Below are 19,175 nucleotides of genomic sequence, written 5' to 3'. Positions count from 1 at the left end.
GCAATTCATGTTATTCATAGTTTAGATTCCAAACTGGAATACAAGACAATTTGCGAGTGGATACACGACGCGATGGACACCCAAAGCCTTCAAGCCTTTTTGGCCGTAGCCGACACACAAAGTTTCTCCCGCGCGGCAGAACAGCTCCACCTGACCCAACCGGCGGTGAGCAAACGCATCGCCACCCTGGAAGACTTACTAAGCACGCGGCTGTTTGATCGCATTGGCCGACGCATTGCATTAACCGAAGCAGGCAGCGTGCTGCTCCCTCAAGCCAGGCAAATTCTGTTAACCGTAGAGGACAGCCGCCGAGCGCTTGCCAATTTATCCGGCCAGGTGGGCGGGCCACTGACACTCGCCACCAGCCACCATATTGGCCTGCACCGTTTGCCGCCGGTGTTAAAGCAATACACTCAACGCCACCCTGAGGTAGATCTGGACCTGCATTTTCTGGATTCAGAATTCGCCTACCAGGGCGTGCGCGATGGCTCGCTGGAAATGGCCGTAGTCACCCTGGCGCCTAACCCCGTTGAGCAACTTCACGTGGTAGAGCTATGGCGCGACCGGCTGTGCTTTGTTTGCGCAACCGATCATCCGCTCGCCATCCAGGCCCACCAAAAAGCGCTGTCGCTTGCCGACCTGTGCGAATACCACTGCGTGATGCCCGGTGCTAAAACCTTTACCGGCTCGCTGATCGCCCAACGGTTTGAACAAGCGAGCCTTGAGCTGCCGGTAAGCATGGCGACCAACTACCTGGAAACGCTCAAGATGATGTGCAGCGTCGGCCTCGGCTGGAGCCTGCTACCCGAAAAGATGATCGACCGTGATTTGGTCGAGCTTAACGTTGACACCGCCCCTCTTCACCGCCCGCTGGGTTATCTGGTTCACAACAACCGCACGCTCTCCAACGCCGCCCGCGCGATGCTCAACCTGCTCGACGGCGCCCGGGACGCCATGGCCCGAAGCCAGATTAACCAATGACGTTATTCATCAACATAGGTTCAGTCAAAAACCCCGATAAGGGGTGCCATAATGATTAAATACGTCAATATTATGCCGCTATATATCAATTAACGCCTTGTTACGACGTCGCAAAACATCATGTGGTGTTGCGCCGCACCCCCTACCATGCCGCGCACCACATAACGAAACCGTGACACAACGAGGTGATACCATGAGCCAGTCTCCCCAAGCCTGGGCCGCCCAGTCGCCCGAAAACGCTCTGACCCTGCCCTCCCGCTACTTTTACGACCCGACACTGTTCGAGGCCGAGCATCAGCGCATCTTCATGGGTGCTTGGCACTTCGGCTGCCATATCAACGAACTGAGCGAGCCTGGTGCCTTCCAGGTGCGCGACATCTTCGACCAGAGCGTGATCCTGATGCGCGACCGCGACGGCGAGCTGCATGCCTTTCACAATGTCTGCCAGCATCGTGGCAACCGCTTACTGACCGAGACCCGCGGCGTGCAGAAGGGCGTGATCCGCTGCGCTTACCATTCCTGGTGTTACGGCGCCGACGGTCGGCTCAAGGCCGCCCCGCGCAGCGACCGCATCGAGGCCTTCAACGTCGACGACTACCGTATCCCGCCGGTCCGCTTGCAGGTCTTCGCCGGCGGCGTCTACTTCAACTTCGATCCCGACGCCGCGGACATGCACGACCTCTTCCCCGGCGCCGAGGCGGCGATCCGCGACGCCATCCCCAATCTCGACGAGATGCACCTAATCCAGGAGGACGACGTCATCGTCCCGGCCAACTGGAAGGTAATCATGGACAACTCCATCGAGGGCTATCACTTCCAGCTGTCGGGTCCCTGCCACGTGGATCTGGCGTCGCTGATCGACTTCTCCGGCTACAAACTGCGCCACCACAACAACTGGTGGACCTATGGCGCCCCGCCCAACCGCGATGCCACCGAGGCCTACGGCGAGTCCATCGGCCGCCCGGTGGAAGACGGCGACGGCTTCTTCAACATCGGCCTGTGGCCCCACAACACCTTTTACCAGTTCCCGTTTTCCCAGTGCATGGGCACCTTCATGATCATCCCGCTTGACGCCGAGCGTAGCATTCTGCGCTTTGGCTACTACAGCGCCCACGCCCCGGACGCTCTGCCCGAGGTGACCCGGGCCAGCATCCGCTGGATGAACGAGGACCTGGGCCCGGAGGATATTGAGCTCAACGTCACGACCCAGAAGGGCCTGCGCTCGCTGGGCTATGATCAGGGCCGCTACATGATCGATGCCGAACGCAGCAACGAGAGCGAGCACCTGGTGCTGAACTTCCACCGCCTGGTGCATCAGGCCCTGCACGGCGAGGACGGCGCCGGATCATGAGCCTCCAAGGCGCCTTCACCAATAAGCGGGTGCTGGTCACCGGCGGCGCCCGCGGGATCGGCGCCGCCACCGTGCGCCGCTTCCTCGAGGAGGGCGCGACGGTGGCCGTCGGCGCTCGCCGTGCGGCCTCCGTGGAGACCCTGTGCCACGAGCTGGGCGACGGGGCCCGGGTAGTTGCCGCCCCAGGGAGGCTGGAAGATCGCGCCTCCTGCGCCGCCGTAGTAGAGGCTGCAGTGGCCGGCCTCGGTGGGCTCGACGTCCTGGTCAACGCCGCTGGCGTCTTCGCAGAGGTGCCCTTCGAATCAGTTAGCCAAGCCCACTGGAATACGACATTCAGCGTCAACGTGGCCGGCACCTTTTTCACCCTCCAGGCCGCCCTGCCTCACTTAGAAGCGGCCGAGGGCAACGCCGTGAACCTGGGCTCGGACGCCGGGCTGCTCGGCTTCCCGCCGAGCAGCGTTTACTCAGGGGCCAAGGCCGCGGTGGTCAATCTGACACGGGCGCTGGCCCTGGAGCTCGCTGGCCGCATTCGCGTGAATTGCGTCTGCCCGGGCAACGTCGCCACCGACATGATCAATGCCGCCGCTGAGACCAGCGGCGATCGCCAGGCCTACCTGGCTGCCGCCCAGGCGCGAGCACCGATGGGGCGCATGGCCCGCCCCGAGGAGGTCGCCGACGCCATCCTCTACCTGGCCTCCCACCGCGCCAGCTTCACCCACGGTGCCATCCTCTCGGTGGATGGCGGCGGGGTCTGCGGCTTCTGAACCACATATCGATAACAACACAAGGAGATTCCCCATGACGAGGCATCCCCAAATCCTGCGCGCCAGTTTAGTAACTGCCGCCCTGAGCACCGCCTCGCTGAGCGGCCTCGCCCAGGCCGATGAGGTGCGCTTTGCTACACCCCCGTGGCCCGGCGCCACCGTCAAGACCGAGGTCGCCAGCCAGCTACTGGAGCGTCTCGGCTACGAGACCAGCGTCAAAGAGGCCAGCACCGCGATCATCCTGGAAGGCCTGGTCAGCGGCGACATTGACGTCGACATGGCCCTCTGGCGCCCTTCCCAGGGCGGCATGCTCGACCCGCGCCTGGAAAGCGGCGAGCTGGCCGAGGTCGTCCACAATATCCAGGGCGCGCGCTTCAAGCTTGCCGTGCCCGGCCATGTCTGGGAGGCCGGCGTACGCTCCATGGCCGACCTGGCCGAGCATGCCGAGCGCTTCGATCACACCTTCTACGGTATCGAGCCCGGTAACGTCGGCAACGAGATCATGCAGGACGCCATTGAGAACGATGCCTATGACCTGGGCGACTGGCAGGTGGTGGCCTCCAGCGTTACCGGCATGCTCTCCCAGCTCGAGGCCAACAACAACGGCGACCGATGGACGGCTTTCCTAGGCTGGGAGCCGCACTGGATGAATGTCGTCTACGACGTGCACTACCTGGAAGACCCCGAGGGCCTGTGGGGCGATGCCAGCACCGTCTCCACCGTGGCCAGCGCCGAGTTCGTCGAACGGTCACCCAACGTCGTCGCTTTCCTCGAGCAGATGGTGGTACCGATCGAGGTACAGAACGCCTGGGTCCACGCGTTCAGCCGCGAGGAGCGCCCCCTGGAAGCCGTCGCCGGCGACTGGCTCGACGCCAACCCCGAGCTGGTCAGCAAATGGCTAAAGGGCGTGAGAGGCGCCGACGGCAGCACACCGTCCCCGGAGTCACCATGAGTCCGACCCCTGATTATGACTACATCATCGTCGGTGCTGGCTCGGCGGGCTGCGTGCTCGCCGACCGCTTGACCGCCGACGGACGCTACCGGGTACTGTTGCTTGAGGCCGGCCCCAAGGACCACTCCTGGACCATCCACATGCCGGCGGCCATGGGCGTGGCCATCGACGGTCCGCGGTTCAACTGGCACTACTGGTCGGGCCCCGAGCCTCATCTGGACAATCGCTATATCGCCACGCCCCGAGGCAAGACCCTGGGCGGCTCGTCCTCGATCAACGGTATGGTCTACATCCGCGGCCACGCCCGGGACTACGACGCCTGGGCCGAGGCCGGCTGCGAGGGCTGGAACTACGCGCGGGTGCTGCCCTACTTCCAGCGCGCCGAGGGCCATGCCCTGGGCGGCGACGACTACCACGGCGCCAACGGCCCGCTACGGGTCAGTCCAGGACAGCCGACCGACCCGCTGTCCCGGGCCTTCCTAGAGGCCGGCGAGCAGGCCGGCTACGGCGCTAGCGCCGACGTTAACGGCTACCGCCAGGAAGGCTTCGGCCGCGTCGACCGCACCACCTGGAAGGGGCGGCGCTGGAGCACCGCCCGGGGCTACCTGGCCCGGGCCCGTACGCGCCCCAACCTCACGGTGATCACCGGCGCCCTGGCCGAGAAGGTGCTGATCGAGGACGGTCGCGCCCAGGGTATCGCCTACCGTCAAGGCGACCGCCGCGTCGAGGAGACCGCCAGACGAGAAGTATTGCTGGCCAGCGGCGCCATCAACAGCCCCCAGCTGCTCATGCTCTCTGGGATCGGCCCGCAAGACGAGCTCGAGCGCTGGGGAATCCCCGAGGAGCACCGCCTGGAAGGCGTCGGCCGACGGCTCAGCGATCACCCGGATACCGTGGTCGCCTACCGCTGTGCGAAACCGGTCTCCCACGCCCCCTGGACCCGAGCGCCACGCAAGTGGTGGCTGGGCATGCGCTGGTTCGCCGATCGCGGTGGCCTGGCCGGCACCAACCTATTCGACGCCGGGGCCTTCATTCGCTCCCGGGCCGGAGTCGAGCACCCTGACCTGCAGCTGACCTTCATGGCGCTGGCCATTGAGCCCGGCACCGTAGAAGTCGTCAATGGGCACGCCTTCCAGGCACACATCGACCTGATGCGCCCCACTAGCCTGGGCCGAGTGCGCCTGGCGGATACCGATCCGGCGCAAGCCCCGGAGATCCTCTTCAATTACCTGGCCACCGAGCACGACCGGGCCGACATGCGCGCCGCGGTGCGCCTGGTCCGCGAGCTGATTGAGCAGCCGGCCTTCGACGGCCTGCGCGGCGAGGAGATCACTCCGGGGCCGGACTGCCAGAGCGACGAGGCCCTGGACGCCTGGGCCCGGGCTACCACCGAGACCGGCTATCACGCCGCCGGTACCTGCAAGATGGGCCCGGCGAGCGATCCCGAGGCGGTGGTCGACCCCGAGCTGCGCCTCCACGGCCTGGACGGGCTGCGCGTGGTGGACGCCTCCATCATGCCGACCATCGTCAGCGGCAATACCAACGCCCCGACGGTGATGATCGCCGAGAAGGCCAGCGACCTGATTCTCGGCCGCCCCGCACCGGCACCCAGCGAGGCACCGGTGTGGATCCACCCCGACTGGCAGCACAAGCAACGCTGAGGAGGCTCCCATGTCCGATCGCCTATCGCTGATCCTGACCCGTCACCGCCGCCTGGCCCCGTCCATCGTCGAGTTGACCCTTGAGGCCGCCGACGGCGGGTCACTGCCCCCGGCCCCGGCCGGGGCGCACCTGGAGCTCGAGTTGCCCAGCGGGCTTACTCGCCACTATTCGCTTCTCGACGACGGGGCTGACGGTCGCTATCGTCTGGGCGTGCTGCGCGAGCCCAACTCCCGGGGCGGCTCAGCCTTCCTGGCCGACAACGCTCGGGAAGGGCTTGCACTGGCCGCCTCGACGCCTTGTGACCACTTCCCGCTCGACGAGGCCGGTGGTCGCCAGGTGTTGATCGGCGGCGGCATCGGCATCACCCCGCTGGTGGCCATGGCCCGGCGGCTTTGCGCCCGGAGCATCACGCCGGAGGTGCACTATCTGGTCCGCCGGGAGGCGGACGCCGCCTTCGCCGACGAGCTCGGCACCCTGCTTCCCGAGGGCGCGCTGCGCCTGCATGTCTCCGACCGGGACGGCCGCGCCGAGGTGGCCGATCTGATCGGCGAGGTGGACGCCGACACCCGGGTATACGCCTGCGGCCCGGAGGGCCTGCTTGCCGCCCTGGAGACCGAAGCCGCAGCCTGGCCCGTGGGCTGCCTGCACCTTGAGCGCTTCCGCGGCGCGACCGCGGATACCACGCCCCGTGACGGCCAGTGTGAAATCGTGCTGGCTCGCAGCAACCGAACCCTCACTCTGGCCGCCGACGAATCGCTGCTCGACGGCCTCGCCCGCGCTGGCATCGCCCCGCCCACCCTGTGCGGCGAAGGCGCCTGCGGCACCTGCGCCTGCAGCGTGATCGAGGGCGCAGTGGACCACCGCGACGTCCTCCAAGACGACGCCGAGAAGGCCGCCAACCACACCCTTTATGCCTGCGTCTCCCGCCCAGCGGGAGCACGCCTGATACTCGATCTCTGACACCCGAACCCCCAAGGAGACCCCATGTCCCTGACCCATGACGACTGGAAACGCCGCGCCGCTACCCTCGTAGCCGACGGCCGCGCCTGGATCGCCGGCCGACGCTGCCCCGCCTCGGGCGGCGCCACCCTGGACTCGATCAATCCCATGACCGGCAACCCGATCGCCGCCATCACCGCCTGCGAGGCGACCGACGTGGATCGTGCCGTGAGCACCGCCCGGACGGCCTTCGTGGTCGGCGACTGGGCCCAGGCCGAGCCCAGCGAGCGCCGACGCGTGATGCTGGCCATCGCTGGCGAGATTCGCGCCCACGCCGAGGAGCTGGCCCTGCTCGACAGCTTGGAGAGCGGCAAGTGCATCACCGAGGCCCTCGAGGACGCAGAGGAAGCTGCGGTGCTCTTCGACTGGTACGGCGAGCTACAAGACAAGGCCTACGACCGAGTCGCCCCGTCCCCGGGCGGCGTTCAGGCCACCATCACCCACGAGCCGCTGGGCGTGGTGGGCGCCGTGGTCCCCTGGAATTATCCGTTGCACAACGCCTCGGTCAAGCTAGCCCCGGCGCTGGCCGCAGGCAACAGCCTGGTGCTCAAGCCCGCCGAGGAATCGTCGCTATCCGCCTTGCGTCTGGCCGAGCTGTGTGAAGCAGCGGGCCTGCCCACCGGCGTGCTCAATGTGGTCCCAGGCCACGGCCACCTGGCCGGCGAGGCCCTGGGTCGCCACGGCGACGTGGACGCCCTGGGCTTCACCGGCTCCACCGAGATCGGCAAGCGTTTCCTGGTCTATGCCGGCGAGTCCAACATGAAACCAGTGTGGCTGGAGTGCGGCGGCAAGAGCCCGCTTGTTATCTTCGACGACTGCCCCGACCTAGAGGCGGCGGCGAGCGCCGCGGCAGCGGGGGTCTTCACTCACGCCGGCCAGGTCTGCTCGGCCCACTCTCGTCTACTGCTTCAGGACGGCATCCACGATGCCTTCCTCGCAGCCCTTGACGAACACCTGGAGGCCTTGGTGCCCGGCGACCCCCTGGACCCGGCCACCCGGCTCGGCCCGCTAGTCAGTCGCGCCCAGTTCGACAGGGTCTGCGAGTACCTGGCCATCGGTCGGCAGGAGGCCACTCTACACCACGGCGGCGGGCCTCTTGAAGCAGCGGGTGGCAAGCTCTTCGTCGCCCCCACGGTGTTCACCGGCGTCGCCCCCCAGCACCGCCTATTCCGCGAGGAGATCTTCGGCCCGGTGCTGGCAGTGAGCCGCTTTGCCGACGAAGCCGAGGGCGTGGCGCTGGCCAACGACAGCCGCTACGGCCTGGCCGCCTCGCTGTGGACCGCCGATCTGAGCCGCGCCCACCGTATGTGCGACGTCCTGCAGGCGGGCACGGTCACGGTCAACGGCGTCGACGCCGTGAGCCCCCAAACCCCCTTTGGCGGCATGAAGCAATCCGGCATCGGCCGTGACTACGAGCTGGCTGGCATGCACAAGTACATGGCGCTAAAGACCCGCTGGATTCATTACTGAGCCGAGGAGCCAACTATGAGCGAGATCCCCGAAGTCCCGGGCAACGCGCGAGAACAGCTGGCCTGCGCCCTGCGCTGGCTGGCTCGCCTGGACCTACACGAGGCCACCGCCAACCATTGCAGCCTGGCCACCGACGAGGGCGGCGAGCGTTTCCTGATCAACCCCGCGGGTCGGCACTTCGCCGAGCTTCGCGCCAGCGACCTACTGGAGGTTGAGGCCCGAGGCGGCGAGCGACCAGCCGAACTCGATCCCACTGCCTGGGCAATCCACGGCGCCATGCACCGCCAGGGCCGCAAAGTGGGCTGCATCTTGCACACCCATTCGCTCTACGCGACCGCCCTGGCCTGCCTGGCCAACCCCGAGCTGCCGCCGGTGGAGCAGAACGCCATGCGCTTCTACGAACAGGTGCGGGTCGACCGCAGCTTCGACGGTATGGGCATCGGTGACGAAGCCGAGCGCCTGGGGCGGCTGGCTGGCGAAGCGCCGATTCTGCTGCTGGGCAACCACGGTGTGATCGCCACCGGTACCGATGTCGCCAAGGCCTTCGATAACCTTTATTATTTCGAACGTGCCTGTCGCTCCTATTTGGTGGCCCGGGCCAGCGGCCTGCCGCTGGCCCCGGTGGGCCCGGAGGTGGCGCGTAGGACCGCCGCCCAATGGGACGAATATGCCCGGGCAGGCGCGCCTCAGGCCCACTTCGCGGCGCTGATGCGCCTGCTCGACAAAGAGGGCGACGACTACCGAAGTTGAGATCGCACCATGACCAAAATGCCCGTCCCCACCCCGCCCGCGCACCGGCTCGGCATCCTGCTGCTACCGCAATTTTCCTTCGCCGGCCTGGGGGCACTGCTGGACCCACTGTTCATCGTCAACTGGCTGGCCCAGGAACCGCGCTTTGAGTGGCAATTGCTGGGCGGTGAGGCAACGGTGACGGCCTCCAACGGCGTGCCCTTGGGGGTGGCGGTCGACTGGCCCGCTCCCACTGAACTAGACAGCGTACTGGTACTGGCCAGCTTCGAGACCAAAGCGCTCACCGGCGACCGCTCCTTAGCTATGTGGCTGCGCCATTGCGCCGCCACCGGGGTGGAGCTGGGTGGCATTGAGATGGGCAGTGAAGTGCTGGCCGCAGCAGGCCTACTCGACAAACAACGGGCGGCGGTGCATTGGGACAACCTAGAAGGTTTCCAGGAGCTCTACCCCCGGGTGGAGGCCGTGGGCGAGCTCTACACCCTAGGTGGCGGCCGCCTGACCTGCGCCGGCGGCACAGCGGTGCTCGATATGATGCTGGTTTGGCTAGCCCAACGGGTGGAGGCGCCGCTGATGGAGGAGCTGAGCAACCATTTGCTGGAACGACGACGGCGCCCAGGAAACGTCGTTCAACTCGCTGCCGCTCCGGAACGGCAGCCAGAAACCTCAGCCCAGATGCGCCGGGTGATCCGGATGATGCGTAAGGCCATTGAGTCGCCACTGTCCAGTGCCGAACTGGCCACAGGCGCTGGCCTCTCTGTGCGTCAGCTTGAACGTCGCTTCAAGGCCGAACTGGGTGTCACACCCAAGCGCTACTACCTTTGGCTACGCATCAACCGCGCCCATCGTCTGCTGCAGCAGACGGACCTCGGCGTGGCCCAGGTGGCATCGAGTGCCGGCTTTGGCTCCCTGGAGCACTTCTCCCGAACCTATCGTCACTTCTTCGGCTGCGCACCCAGCGAAGACCGTCTGCAGTCCCGCAGCGCGCCAGTGCTGCCGGTGCGCTACTTGCCCCGCCGCAACTGATCGCTTTCCCCAACTTCGCCTTGAGGCCCTGCGGGATGTTGCTTAGAATCCTAGGCACTTCCGCAACAAATAGCTCTCCGCCCTTCTCTTGAACTGCGCCAAAGTGGTTGTGTAAAAAAACGAGCGCGGATTATTCCTAACCTTTTGAATTATAATGGATTTCCGTTCCTACTCATCAGCAGGTTATTGTGGCTGTTCAACCGCTGAGGCGTTTTCGCCTGAGACACGCCGAATTGGCAGCCAGATGGTAAAGGTCGTACCCGCATCGGGGCGGCTATCGACTTCGATGCGGCCGCCGTGCTTTTGCACGATGCCATAAGATAACGACAGACCGAGACCGGTCCCCTCTCCTACCGGCTTGGTGGTGAAGAAAGGATCGAAGATCCGCGACTTCAGCTCGGCGGGAATGCCCCCGCCATCATCGGCAAAAGCGAGCCAGACCTGATCACCCTCGCAGCTGGTTCGAACGGTAATGGTGCCGCGCCCTTCAATCGCCTGTGCCGCGTTGACCAGCAGGTTAAGGAAAACCTGATTGAGCTGTGCTGGCAGACATTCTACCTCGGGCAGCTGACCGTACTCGCGCACCACCGTGGCTTTGTACTTGATCTCGTTGGCCGCCACATTGAGCGTGCTATCGAGCCCCTGGTGGAGATCGGCAAACTGCCAATCGGTGGCACCGGTGCGGGAAAAGTCACGCAGGTCCTGGACGATGCGGCGTACTCGTGCGGTACCATCGATAGATTCGGCGAGCAATGAACCGACATCTTCTCGCAGATAATCCAGTTCAAGTTCCTTTTTGAGGACCACGAGTTGCCCTGCGGCCTCCGCCGTCAGCGACGGCTCAAATGCTTCGTAGGCATCGATTAAGCGCAGTAGGTCATCAATGTACTGGCTCAGGGTGTTGAGGTTGGAATTGACGAAGCCGATGGGATTGTTGATTTCATGGGCAATGCCTGCGGCTAATTGCCCGATGGACGCAAGTTTCTCCGACTGCAGTAGCTGAGTATGAGCTTCCTCAAGCTTACAGATGAGCGCCTGTTGCTCTTCTTTCTCCCGTTCAAGGGCCGAAAGGGCCTCCCGCCGCTCGTGTATCTCCTTCGCCATGCCCTCCTGAGCCAGCTGAAGGGCTCGATTGACCTGCTCGTTCTCACTCAGTGCCGCCTCCAACTCCTTGGTTCTCGCGCGTACCTGATCTTCCAGCATCACCGCGGTCTGGAACAGGCTAAAGTCCGAGCCCCGCACGCTAGTGCTGCGCTCGGCACGGTCCATCAGCGTCTGAACCATTTTCTGCAGCCGTTCGACCCCGATTTCCCTCGACGGCATCAACTGGGGCCCGACGGCTCGCGATACCTGTTGCCGGTGGGGATGGGACGCGCTCAGGCAATTCGACGGCCCGCTCGTGGCGCTGCGAGGAGAATTGCCGATGGCAATGCCTGTCAGCGTCTGATTCATGTGAACGCCGCCGTACTGTTCACCATAGGTACTGAAACCAACCGCACGGTGGCGTTTGAAAACCGCCTCCACCGCCGTTTTACTGTCCTTCTGTGTGATCTCCAGGTTGCGGAGAATACAGTCGCAGGCAAGCACCAGTTGCGGTGGACCGAGCTCCTCGCCCAGTTGCGCCATCGTCGCTTCCAGGTCCGAGACCAGGTCTACCCCTTGGGCCACGCGCAGAACAAGCCCTTCTTCAATAGCACTGTAGAATGTAAGGCTGCCGTCCGGCCCCGCCTTCTGGATCGAGCGCACGTAATCGGTGCCGTCAATCAGCACGACCACCGGCGCGGCGGCGAAATGACCGGGCTCGAGCGTTTCCACCGTAACACCGATCAATTCGGCATAGGCCTGGGCGGCGGGCATGCCGTTGATCTCATGAACGACCCGCTGTTCCGCGTCGGCCCGAGTGACGACAAGGCGCTCTTCCAGTGAGAGGAAGTGCTGAGTCTTGAACAGACGGAACGCAAAGTCCGTGTTCAGCAGAACCAGCACGGCACTATCGCGGTGAAAGGCACCATCATGGTAAACCCAGGTTTGGGCAAAGCGCAGGTCATCACCGGCCGAGCCGCCCACCAGCACGATATCGCCCAGCGCCGTCTGCAGCGTTCGTGCCACCTGCTCTTCGCGCACAGACAGGCCGTCGATGAGAAGGAAACCGAAGCTGTTGCCTCCGCTTGGCCTAGCCGTTCGCGCTTCGAGGCGTTGTAGGAGTGATTGGCTGAAGGCTTGGCCACGGGAGATGCTGAATTGCTGCAGGGAATCCAGCCGCCCCGTCACCGCTGTACAGCTACCAGCCGGAAAGCTGACGCCACTGAGTGTGTGGTCGCGATAACCCATGGGGCCGATTTCACCCGCCGTGGTGCAGCCCACCACCGGTATGTCGCCGAATAAACCACTCATCTCGTCGGCCAGCGCGGCCAAGTCGTAGTGGCTGGAACAGAAGAAGATCACCAGTTCGATATCGGGCTGAATAACCCCCTGGTAGAACTCGCGAACAGCACTGCGAGCATCGTCTGCGCATGTCTGCTTGCTCAATACCTGGCTCATGGTACCTCCGTTGTGACCGTCGCGGCGTTGTAATAGAGGCAAAACCACAACAAAAAAGATGCCGCCGTACCTAACTTGGATAACACGAAGCCAAGCGGCGCCTTATTACACATTAACTGAATATTTGAGGTCGCGCGCCTCATCTCCAGTCATGCCCCGGAACCCCCAACAATGAGCAGGCTGCTCTTTAATCGTTACCTCAATGTCGACAGGCGAAATACCCACCTCTGATTCAATCTTGCGAAATAACGCTTTGATCAAGGACTTTTGGGTTTCTTCAGTACGACCCTGCATCATGTTGATTTCAATGGCCGTATAGGCGGGACTTCTTCCATCGGGATAATAAAAATTATCCGCATCCATAGGGATAAAGCGATGAGCCCGCTTGTCCTCCGGCATACCGAGAACCGACTGCATACATTCATGAATCACGTCAGAAAGCTGGGCCTTAACCGGATTGAGATGCTCTTTGATTCCATAGATGACTATCATTTTGCTCCTGCAATACGTAACGCCAATGTTAGGCTGCGCCCGATCCGACTAGGGCGTCCGGGCGGCTAACTCCACCATTCGATCAGCCATTTCCGCGTACCCGTTGTCTCCATCTGTACAGTGACTACTGAAAATGACCGCGTAAGTATGGTGGCTCAGGGGTTTTGGTTATCTCTGACATAGGTCACTCTTGGCATTTAATGCCGCTCAGAACGCGCGGCGACGAAATGGAAGCAAAACCACAATGCAGTAACCGTCGTGGTGAACTTACCTATTAGCCATGCGATCTTGTAAAACGCGCACCAGTATTCCTTTGGCTTCCAACGCCGCATCGAGATTTCCCTGAACATGAGCCATTGAGATTGCCCCCTCCTTAAGCAGAACAACCAATTTTGTGATCTCTTCTGTTGTTCCCTCTGGAAGGGACAACTCATCAATATGCTTTCGAATCAATGCTGTTATGCCAGCTTTGTGCTCGGCGCAGGCCCGATGGATGACACTGCCTCGGTCGCCGAATTCAGCGCTGGCATTGATGAAGAAGCAGCCATTGAAGTGGTCAATATCTGACTCCCGGCTGTGAAACCAATCATTCAAGGCATTGAACAGTTCCAGTAAAGCGGGCTTACCTGCAGGAACATGTTCCAGTCTCGATATAAGCCAAGCTCGGTAATTGCGATCACGATAACGGATCGCTGCCTCTACTAGATGCGCTTTGCTGGGAAAATGATGATAAAGCGTTTTCTTGGCTATGCCGGACTCTGCCAACACTAGGTTCACGCCCACGGCGTGGATACCCCGAGTGTAAAATAATTTAAAGGCGGTACGAACTAGCAGTTCTTGCTTATCCATGGTTATACCCACATCGGTTATACCCGCATCAGGCCAGATACCCGAATCTTGACATAGGCAGACAAGACTATCTACTCTCAGTAGACTAACTTGTCTACCTTGGAGATTTTACCCATGTTCCAACGTCTTACCACTTCACGCCATTTTGCCCCTTTGCTTGCAGGATTGGGCGCAATGCTATGTATCACCGCGCTGAGCAGCCTGGGTAGCGCCGTTCAGTCCTCCGTATGGTTGATGGCGCCCTTTGGCGCGACCATGGTAATCCTATTCGGATTGCCGGAAAGTCCGCTAGCGCAGCCCAAGAACATCATTGTGGGTCACCTGTTAACTACAGCGATCGGCCTGTCTGTAGCAGTTCTGGTAGGCGTCGCCCCTTGGTCGATGGGGGTGGCCGTCGGTCTAGCAGTAAGCTTGATGATGTTGACCAACACCACACACCCACCCGCTGGGGCCAATCCGCTTGTCGTTATGCTCGCAGGTGAACACTGGGACTTCCTGTTGATGCCGGTGGCGGCAGGAGCCGTTCTGATTGTGGCATTCGGGGTGGTATACCACCGGTTTATTTCCGGGCAACGCTATCCAAAGCAGCGGTTGTAAGCGGTACCCTTAGCACAACTGAGTCGGCAGAAATATTTGAGGCACCCGGCTTGCTCATTTGCGTAAGGCTGAACGAAGCGGCGCGCTTCATGCGCCCGCCTTACGTGAACGGTTACCCTTTACAATCATCAACAATACGTCATGTATAGGCTCTGGAGTGAGTCAATCAGTTTGTGACACCGGCGGCCTCAAGTTCCAAGTGCAACACTATTGAAGCATGCTCGGGTCGGCGACGGATTTCTTGAGCACTTCGGCGTAAACTTCTACGACTCCCTCCATAAAGGAGGTGCGCGCTGCCCCACCATACATGACCCACCCTCTTACCAAGTGGTGAAGCTCATGGAACAACGTGAAACGTAATTGGGCGCGGGCGACGGTAGCTACACCTCCCGGCAGCCTAGAATCAACCGTCCAGGCCACGCGGTTTGGCGGGATTGCCGTGCCCATCTCACCCGTTTCCGGGATAACGAAAGGACCCGTTTGACAGGCCAACTCAATATTCTCATGTAAGCCTCCGAGAAGAGAACGTATCTCTGGCTCAGTATCGACACATACCTCTGCAATGGCTCGGCGAGCATCTTTTGAGAAATGCCGACAATCGTTTGTATCAAGGAATAGAGGAACGATCATCAATGATTCCTTACCGTGAGCACCTGTCAGCCCAATGCCCGCCATCAAAGATGACAAAACCGGCGCGAAGCAGAGGTTTTGGCCTCAAGTGCATGGCTTGGTTATGCAGTATTTAGCGGCTTGATACGATCCACTTCTTGCTTGACCGACTGGGCTGCCGTCCAAAGATCAACAGATCGCTGCGCATTCAGCCAGAATTCCGGAGAGTTACCAAACAAACGCGCAAGCCGAAGCGCCATTTCGGGACTGACAGCACGGCGCTCGCGTATTAATTCATTCACTGATTGGCGAGAGACACCCAGAGACTCAGCCAGCCCCGCAACAGTCAAACCATAGTCCGGCAGGAAATCCTCTCTCAGCATTTCACCCGGGTGAGTCGGCTTGCGCTGCATGCCGGCAGCATTAGGAATAGCCATAGTTATCACCTCACTCAGTGGTAGTCACACACTTCGACTTCATATGCATCGCCATCTTCAAAACGAAAACAGATACGCCACTGATCATTGATTGAAATTGCGTGCTGCCCCTGCCTGTTTCCCGATAGTGGGTGGAGGCGATTGCCGGGCGGCACTTTCAAGTCCTCCAGCTGTTTAGCCAGGTTAACGTATTCAAGCTTTCTGGCGGCTCTCGGTGCGACATCCGCAGGAAACTTCTTTGATTTGCCTTTGGAGTACAGCTCTTGAGTTCGTTTATCAGCGAAGGATTTGATCATGAAGCAAAGTGTAATTTGTCACGTGACGATTGTCAAAAACTCGAGAATGACTGCATAAACGTCCTGTTCACGCGCTGGTTTGGAGCCGCGAAGCGGCGGAAAACCGGTCGCTGTTCAGCCGCTGGTTATGTTTCGTCATCACCGATCTCGGACATCCGCAATAACTGGCTACTGCGACGCACTGTCAGCACACCGACCTGATCTTTGACGCTGTAAATTACCCGATACGTTCCAAATATCAGCTCCCTGATGCGAGGTGCCCCCACCTCGGGAATCATACGCCCACTTTTAGGGAAATCAGCTAACCTCTCGACCGTGGCAAATAAATCATCAACCCACTGTCCCGCAGTAGCCGGGTTATCTTCTGCAATATACCGAGCGAAATCCTTAACACGCTCCAGCGCAAGCGGGGACCAAACTCTCCTCATTGGGCCAGTCCGCTCAGAACCCGAGCCTTCGCCTCTTCATGCGCACTACCATCCCCGGAGGCTATCTGTTCTTCCGCCTTATATACCTCTTCCAGTATTTCCAGACGTTCCTGCATCTTCTCGTACTCGTGAACATCCATCAGTACGGCGACACCGCGACCTCTTTGTGTTAACACCATAGGACGACGAGTTTCATGGAGCTGCTTTACAAATGTAGCCACACCTGCCCGAAATTCAGACAGAGGACGTATATCTTCATCTACTCGAACCTTTGACATGGAAACCACCTTGTGTGCGCTATCTTGTACATCAAAGATGTACAACACTGCCTGGCAGCAAGCAAGGTGTTCAAGGGGAGGAACATAAAGTTCGCTTAAGGGGCGGCGGCTGACAACGCGACTACCAAGCTTCCGCGAGACACTGAAACCACAAAAAATCAACACATGATAAAAATGCCACGCGTTGGAAGCCAATCTAGAAGCGTTTGTTAGCCGATTTTCAGATCTAGCTTGAAATTACGAATATTTTTTTCATTCAAACAGCTTCGTAAAAACTTATTCATTGCTGTCATGTCATTAGAAGAATAGAAGTCGAGCATGAGCGTATTAAACTCTTGCTGACGCTTGGCTTGCACATTAATGATAGGAAAACCGTGAGCCAACAAAATACCGTCCATCATGAACCGACCTGTACGTTTGTTAACATCCCAAAAAAATTGAGCGCGTGCCATTTGTAAAAATGCAGTAATTGCTTGATCATAAACATCAGGTTCGTTACTTACCTGACTCTCAACTTCAAGCCATTTTGCGTCCAACTCATCTGGAGCAGGAGGCTCATACTCCGACCCCGTAATAGAAACGTAACCAGAACGAAATTTACCCCGATCTAACGCTTCTCCTTTGCCAGCGATATTGTGGATTTTTAAGGCGGTTTCTTTATTAAATTGAAACTCACCTTGATCGACTAAGCCAAAAATGAACTCCCATGCTCGAGCTTGGTTCATCGCCATATTTTGATCACTAATTCGATGGCCACCTACGGTGATCCCATCAAGAATGGTCTGCACCTCAGGTAAAGTCATTGCAACACCCTCGAGGTTAACAGCGTCGTAAACCAAAGCTGGTACATCTCTTTTGGCAAGTTGTTTAGCCAACGGTATATTTGGTTTCATATTCCACATGTTATCTGTCAATGCTGTCATGGCGATCTTCTTCAATTTAAGTAAAACTTAGCTAAGTATAACTTACTGATGAGTAAGGTGGTAGAAGTCGGCTTACGCTGAGGTAACCGGCGCCGGAGCGCAGAGGAGGGAAGCAAAAGCGCGAGCTTTTGGCGTCCGATTGACCGCTTTGTTAATGGCCGTTCACCACCGTGGTTGAGCCTGGCAACCCAGGCCGCATGCCCTCCCCCGGACAGGTTGCACCAACTCGACGGATGGTGAAAGGAACCAGAACGCAAAAGCTGCCAGCCCGATTACCGTTTGAGACGGACGGCCCCGTGACTGGGGCAAGCCATGAATACCAACACCGCTGACCACTTTGGCAACCAAACCAAACAGCGAACTTTCCGGCCTTGGCCATCACCGGAGTGAGCGGGCTTTGCAAACAAACCTGGTGCCAAGGCCTTTGCACGGCGCCAGACAAAAACCTACAAGTGCCTGGCCGTTAACGTCAAAGGTCAGGCGCGGCGCTTTGCGCCGTCGCCTGCACCGACTTGTTCGGCCTTTGATGGTCGCATGCGAAGAAGAGTGTAAGCTCTCTGATATCATCAATCCATCGCGGTTTAATTTGCCCTTGCTCAATTCTGGTCTCCACAGCATCGGCTAGCTCGTTCAAAAAGGCAGCGCCGTAACAGAACTCATCGTAAAATAGATCCTTGACAATCGCGTTTTCAATCGACCGATGTTTTCTGTGTATATTTAGTCGTGTCCAAAACCTCAAGAGAGCGGTTAGTGCTTGATGCTCCGTGAGTGTTGTAGATGATAGTGGCTTTTGAAAGTGTGATGGGATTACCTGAGTCTTGGCCGATGGGAAATCTGACAGATAATGTTCAAGCTTGTTGTAACTTTTATCAAAGGCCCATCCGGACACTACTGCTTTTCTATACTCTATTTGGATCTCTTTGGGTAAGTGATGCCACTGCAATCCTATGTGGTATGCCGGAGCCCGAACCCTTGCATAGAATTCAGAACTTAGAAAAACTTCATGCAACTTAATTGCAAGCTCTCTCTGTGCTCTTCGTTGTGCAGCAAAATTAATCCACAAAGTTACAAAAACCCCAACGGGAATAATGGTGACTATGGTCTGTAGGATCTGATCCATGCAGGTGAATCCTTTGGGTTACTCCGTTTGATATCGACAAGCCGAACGAGACTGTAGAAAAACCCGATTTCGAGCACTTCTATCGCTTGTCGTCCTAATTTTTTGGCTCAGCCAGCCACCTGGCTGAGTCATCCTAATATTGGCATTCAGCCACTTGAGCGCCCAGTCAAAGCGCGTTGAAGACGGTATTTTGCGCTCACAAAGTAACATACCTCGCTCAAAGTCCTTCATGACGCGGCCAAATGACCATAATTCGCTAACTTCTCAATATTGTGCACCATACAGTAATGGAGTGGTCAAGCAATTTGTGACAACCCAGTTAAGCCGCTTTCTTCAGTTCTGCCATTGCTGATTCGTAATCATTGGGGCTGCTGTAATCCAGCGTCGAATGCCGCCGCCGACTGTTGTAAAACATCACAATGTAATCCAGTACATCCTGCTGAGCCTCGGTTCGAACCTGGTAGTGCCGCCACTGCACCCTCTCTTTCTTCAGGCTCGCAAAAAAGCTTTCCGCTACCGCATTGTACCAGCAATTGCCCTTGCGGCTCATGCTGCCAACAAAGCCATTGGCTTTCAGCAACCGCCGGTACGCCTTGCTGGCATACTGTGAGCCTCGGTCTGAATGCACGATCAACCCAGCCCCCGGTCGACGC

The 19,175-nt window shown here is 59.6% G+C and carries 21 protein-coding genes; 10 read left to right on the top strand and 11 right to left on the bottom strand.

Annotation, left to right across the window (positions count from 1 at the left end; translation table 11 throughout):
* Positions 1–72: 72 nt before the first annotated feature.
* The 9 genes from M8006_RS14090 (at position 73) to M8006_RS14050 (ending at position 9,952) form a co-directional block, all read left to right on the top strand.
* Positions 73–981, top strand: a complete 909-nt coding sequence (locus M8006_RS14090) for a LysR family transcriptional regulator (RefSeq protein ID WP_250083255.1) — start codon at positions 73–75, stop codon at positions 979–981.
* Positions 982–1,174: 193 nt separating this feature from the next.
* A complete protein-coding gene (locus tag M8006_RS14085; protein ID WP_250083252.1) occupies positions 1,175–2,332 on the top strand; it encodes an aromatic ring-hydroxylating oxygenase subunit alpha in 1,158 nt (385 codons plus the stop codon).
* Entirely contained in the window at positions 2,329–3,096 is a 768-nt protein-coding gene (locus M8006_RS14080) for an SDR family NAD(P)-dependent oxidoreductase (RefSeq protein ID WP_250083251.1), read from the top strand. Before M8006_RS14085 ends, M8006_RS14080 begins: the two co-directional genes overlap by 4 nt.
* A gap of 34 nt (positions 3,097–3,130) precedes the next feature.
* Complete coding sequence (locus M8006_RS14075) at positions 3,131–4,048, top strand: ABC transporter substrate-binding protein (RefSeq protein ID WP_250083250.1); 918 nt, start codon at positions 3,131–3,133, stop codon at positions 4,046–4,048.
* Positions 4,045–5,709 carry a choline dehydrogenase gene (locus tag M8006_RS14070; protein ID WP_250083249.1) on the top strand — a complete coding sequence of 555 codons (1,665 nt, stop codon included), beginning with the start codon at positions 4,045–4,047 and terminating at the stop codon, positions 5,707–5,709. The genes M8006_RS14075 and M8006_RS14070 overlap by 4 nt, the downstream gene beginning before the upstream one ends.
* Before the next feature lie 10 nt (positions 5,710–5,719).
* A complete protein-coding gene (locus M8006_RS14065) occupies positions 5,720–6,670 on the top strand; it encodes a PDR/VanB family oxidoreductase (RefSeq protein WP_250083247.1) in 951 nt (316 codons plus the stop codon).
* Positions 6,671–6,694: 24 nt separating this feature from the next.
* Positions 6,695–8,179, top strand: coding sequence for an aldehyde dehydrogenase (locus tag M8006_RS14060; protein ID WP_250083246.1), 1,485 nt, complete (start codon positions 6,695–6,697; stop codon positions 8,177–8,179).
* 15 nt (positions 8,180–8,194) lie between these two features.
* On the top strand, positions 8,195–8,929 hold the full coding sequence (locus tag M8006_RS14055) for a class II aldolase/adducin family protein (RefSeq protein ID WP_250083245.1): 735 nt from the start codon (positions 8,195–8,197) through the stop codon (positions 8,927–8,929).
* Positions 8,930–9,106: 177 nt separating this feature from the next.
* Positions 9,107–9,952 (top strand): GlxA family transcriptional regulator, encoded by an 846-nt coding sequence (locus M8006_RS14050; protein WP_250083244.1) that lies wholly within the window; start codon positions 9,107–9,109, stop codon positions 9,950–9,952.
* Between the two features lie 183 nt (positions 9,953–10,135).
* On the opposite strand, the gene nosP is transcribed toward M8006_RS14050, so the two are convergent.
* The 3 genes from nosP to M8006_RS14030 form a co-directional block, all read right to left on the bottom strand.
* Positions 10,136–12,493: a nitric oxide-sensing protein NosP gene (gene nosP / locus M8006_RS14045; protein ID WP_250083242.1), complete on the bottom strand. Its 2,358-nt coding sequence runs from the start codon at positions 12,491–12,493 to the stop codon at positions 10,136–10,138.
* Positions 12,494–12,598: 105 nt separating this feature from the next.
* The gene (locus M8006_RS14040; RefSeq protein ID WP_250083241.1) at positions 12,599–12,985 is read right to left on the bottom strand and encodes a tautomerase family protein; all 387 of its coding nucleotides are present in this window, start codon (positions 12,983–12,985) and stop codon (positions 12,599–12,601) included.
* A gap of 267 nt (positions 12,986–13,252) precedes the next feature.
* Positions 13,253–13,834: a TetR/AcrR family transcriptional regulator gene (locus tag M8006_RS14030; protein ID WP_250083240.1), complete on the bottom strand. Its 582-nt coding sequence runs from the start codon at positions 13,832–13,834 to the stop codon at positions 13,253–13,255.
* Positions 13,835–13,948: 114 nt separating this feature from the next.
* Here M8006_RS14030 and M8006_RS14025 point away from each other — a divergent pair, with 114 nt between their 5' ends.
* Complete coding sequence (locus M8006_RS14025; RefSeq protein WP_250083239.1) at positions 13,949–14,431, top strand: HPP family protein; 483 nt, start codon at positions 13,949–13,951, stop codon at positions 14,429–14,431.
* A 207-nt stretch (positions 14,432–14,638) separates the two neighbouring features.
* Here M8006_RS14025 and M8006_RS14020 read toward each other — a convergent pair whose 3' ends face one another.
* From M8006_RS14020 to M8006_RS13990, 8 genes are all read right to left on the bottom strand, one after another.
* Positions 14,639–15,061: a hypothetical protein gene (locus M8006_RS14020; RefSeq protein WP_250083238.1), complete on the bottom strand. Its 423-nt coding sequence runs from the start codon at positions 15,059–15,061 to the stop codon at positions 14,639–14,641.
* Positions 15,062–15,162: 101 nt separating this feature from the next.
* The gene (locus M8006_RS14015; RefSeq protein WP_250083237.1) at positions 15,163–15,477 is read right to left on the bottom strand and encodes a HigA family addiction module antitoxin; all 315 of its coding nucleotides are present in this window, start codon (positions 15,475–15,477) and stop codon (positions 15,163–15,165) included.
* Between the two features lie 14 nt (positions 15,478–15,491).
* Positions 15,492–15,773, bottom strand: coding sequence for a type II toxin-antitoxin system RelE/ParE family toxin (locus M8006_RS14010; protein ID WP_250083236.1), 282 nt, complete (start codon positions 15,771–15,773; stop codon positions 15,492–15,494).
* Between the two features lie 125 nt (positions 15,774–15,898).
* The gene (locus M8006_RS18420; protein ID WP_430886832.1) at positions 15,899–16,201 is read right to left on the bottom strand and encodes a type II toxin-antitoxin system RelE/ParE family toxin; all 303 of its coding nucleotides are present in this window, start codon (positions 16,199–16,201) and stop codon (positions 15,899–15,901) included.
* Positions 16,198–16,479 carry a type II toxin-antitoxin system Phd/YefM family antitoxin gene (locus M8006_RS14005; protein ID WP_250083235.1) on the bottom strand — a complete coding sequence of 94 codons (282 nt, stop codon included), beginning with the start codon at positions 16,477–16,479 and terminating at the stop codon, positions 16,198–16,200. Before M8006_RS14005 ends, M8006_RS18420 begins: the two co-directional genes overlap by 4 nt.
* A 209-nt stretch (positions 16,480–16,688) precedes the next feature.
* Entirely contained in the window at positions 16,689–17,402 is a 714-nt protein-coding gene (locus M8006_RS14000; RefSeq protein ID WP_250083234.1) for a Fic family protein, read from the bottom strand.
* 469 nt (positions 17,403–17,871) lie between these two features.
* The gene (locus tag M8006_RS13995; protein WP_250083233.1) at positions 17,872–18,522 is read right to left on the bottom strand and encodes a hypothetical protein; all 651 of its coding nucleotides are present in this window, start codon (positions 18,520–18,522) and stop codon (positions 17,872–17,874) included.
* 319 nt (positions 18,523–18,841) lie between these two features.
* A partial coding sequence (locus M8006_RS13990; protein WP_250083232.1) for an IS3 family transposase occupies positions 18,842–19,175 on the bottom strand: 334 nt, incomplete at its 5' end.

The sequence above is a fragment of the Halomonas llamarensis genome, assembly GCF_023555005.1.
Lineage (GTDB): Bacteria > Pseudomonadota > Gammaproteobacteria > Pseudomonadales > Halomonadaceae > Vreelandella > Vreelandella llamarensis.
The sequence above is the reverse complement of the archived record's forward strand: the minus strand, read 5'-3'. Positions and strand labels throughout refer to the sequence as shown.

Excerpts from the sequence above, each read along its gene's own strand:
- M8006_RS14060 (WP_250083246.1), top strand. The coding sequence starts at position 6,695 with ATGTCCCTGACCCATGACGACTGGAAACGCCGCGCCGCTACCCTCGTA.
- M8006_RS14010 (WP_250083236.1), bottom strand. The coding sequence starts at position 15,773 with ATGATCAAATCCTTCGCTGATAAACGAACTCAAGAGCTGTACTCCAAA.
- M8006_RS14040 (WP_250083241.1), bottom strand. The coding sequence starts at position 12,985 with ATGATAGTCATCTATGGAATCAAAGAGCATCTCAATCCGGTTAAGGCC.
- M8006_RS14055 (WP_250083245.1), top strand. The coding sequence starts at position 8,195 with ATGAGCGAGATCCCCGAAGTCCCGGGCAACGCGCGAGAACAGCTGGCC.
- M8006_RS14070 (WP_250083249.1), top strand. The coding sequence starts at position 4,045 with ATGAGTCCGACCCCTGATTATGACTACATCATCGTCGGTGCTGGCTCG.
- M8006_RS14080 (WP_250083251.1), top strand. The coding sequence starts at position 2,329 with ATGAGCCTCCAAGGCGCCTTCACCAATAAGCGGGTGCTGGTCACCGGC.
- M8006_RS14030 (WP_250083240.1), bottom strand. The coding sequence starts at position 13,834 with ATGGATAAGCAAGAACTGCTAGTTCGTACCGCCTTTAAATTATTTTAC.
- M8006_RS14090 (WP_250083255.1), top strand. The coding sequence starts at position 73 with ATGGACACCCAAAGCCTTCAAGCCTTTTTGGCCGTAGCCGACACACAA.
- M8006_RS14000 (WP_250083234.1), bottom strand. The coding sequence starts at position 17,402 with ATGACAGCATTGACAGATAACATGTGGAATATGAAACCAAATATACCG.
- nosP (WP_250083242.1), bottom strand. The coding sequence starts at position 12,493 with ATGAGCCAGGTATTGAGCAAGCAGACATGCGCAGACGATGCTCGCAGT.
- M8006_RS13995 (WP_250083233.1), bottom strand. The coding sequence starts at position 18,522 with ATGGATCAGATCCTACAGACCATAGTCACCATTATTCCCGTTGGGGTT.
- M8006_RS14085 (WP_250083252.1), top strand. The coding sequence starts at position 1,175 with ATGAGCCAGTCTCCCCAAGCCTGGGCCGCCCAGTCGCCCGAAAACGCT.
- M8006_RS14075 (WP_250083250.1), top strand. The coding sequence starts at position 3,131 with ATGACGAGGCATCCCCAAATCCTGCGCGCCAGTTTAGTAACTGCCGCC.
- M8006_RS18420 (WP_430886832.1), bottom strand. The coding sequence starts at position 16,201 with ATGAGGAGAGTTTGGTCCCCGCTTGCGCTGGAGCGTGTTAAGGATTTC.
- M8006_RS14020 (WP_250083238.1), bottom strand. The coding sequence starts at position 15,061 with ATGATCGTTCCTCTATTCCTTGATACAAACGATTGTCGGCATTTCTCA.
- M8006_RS14025 (WP_250083239.1), top strand. The coding sequence starts at position 13,949 with ATGTTCCAACGTCTTACCACTTCACGCCATTTTGCCCCTTTGCTTGCA.
- M8006_RS14015 (WP_250083237.1), bottom strand. The coding sequence starts at position 15,477 with ATGGCTATTCCTAATGCTGCCGGCATGCAGCGCAAGCCGACTCACCCG.
- M8006_RS14005 (WP_250083235.1), bottom strand. The coding sequence starts at position 16,479 with ATGTCAAAGGTTCGAGTAGATGAAGATATACGTCCTCTGTCTGAATTT.
- M8006_RS14065 (WP_250083247.1), top strand. The coding sequence starts at position 5,720 with ATGTCCGATCGCCTATCGCTGATCCTGACCCGTCACCGCCGCCTGGCC.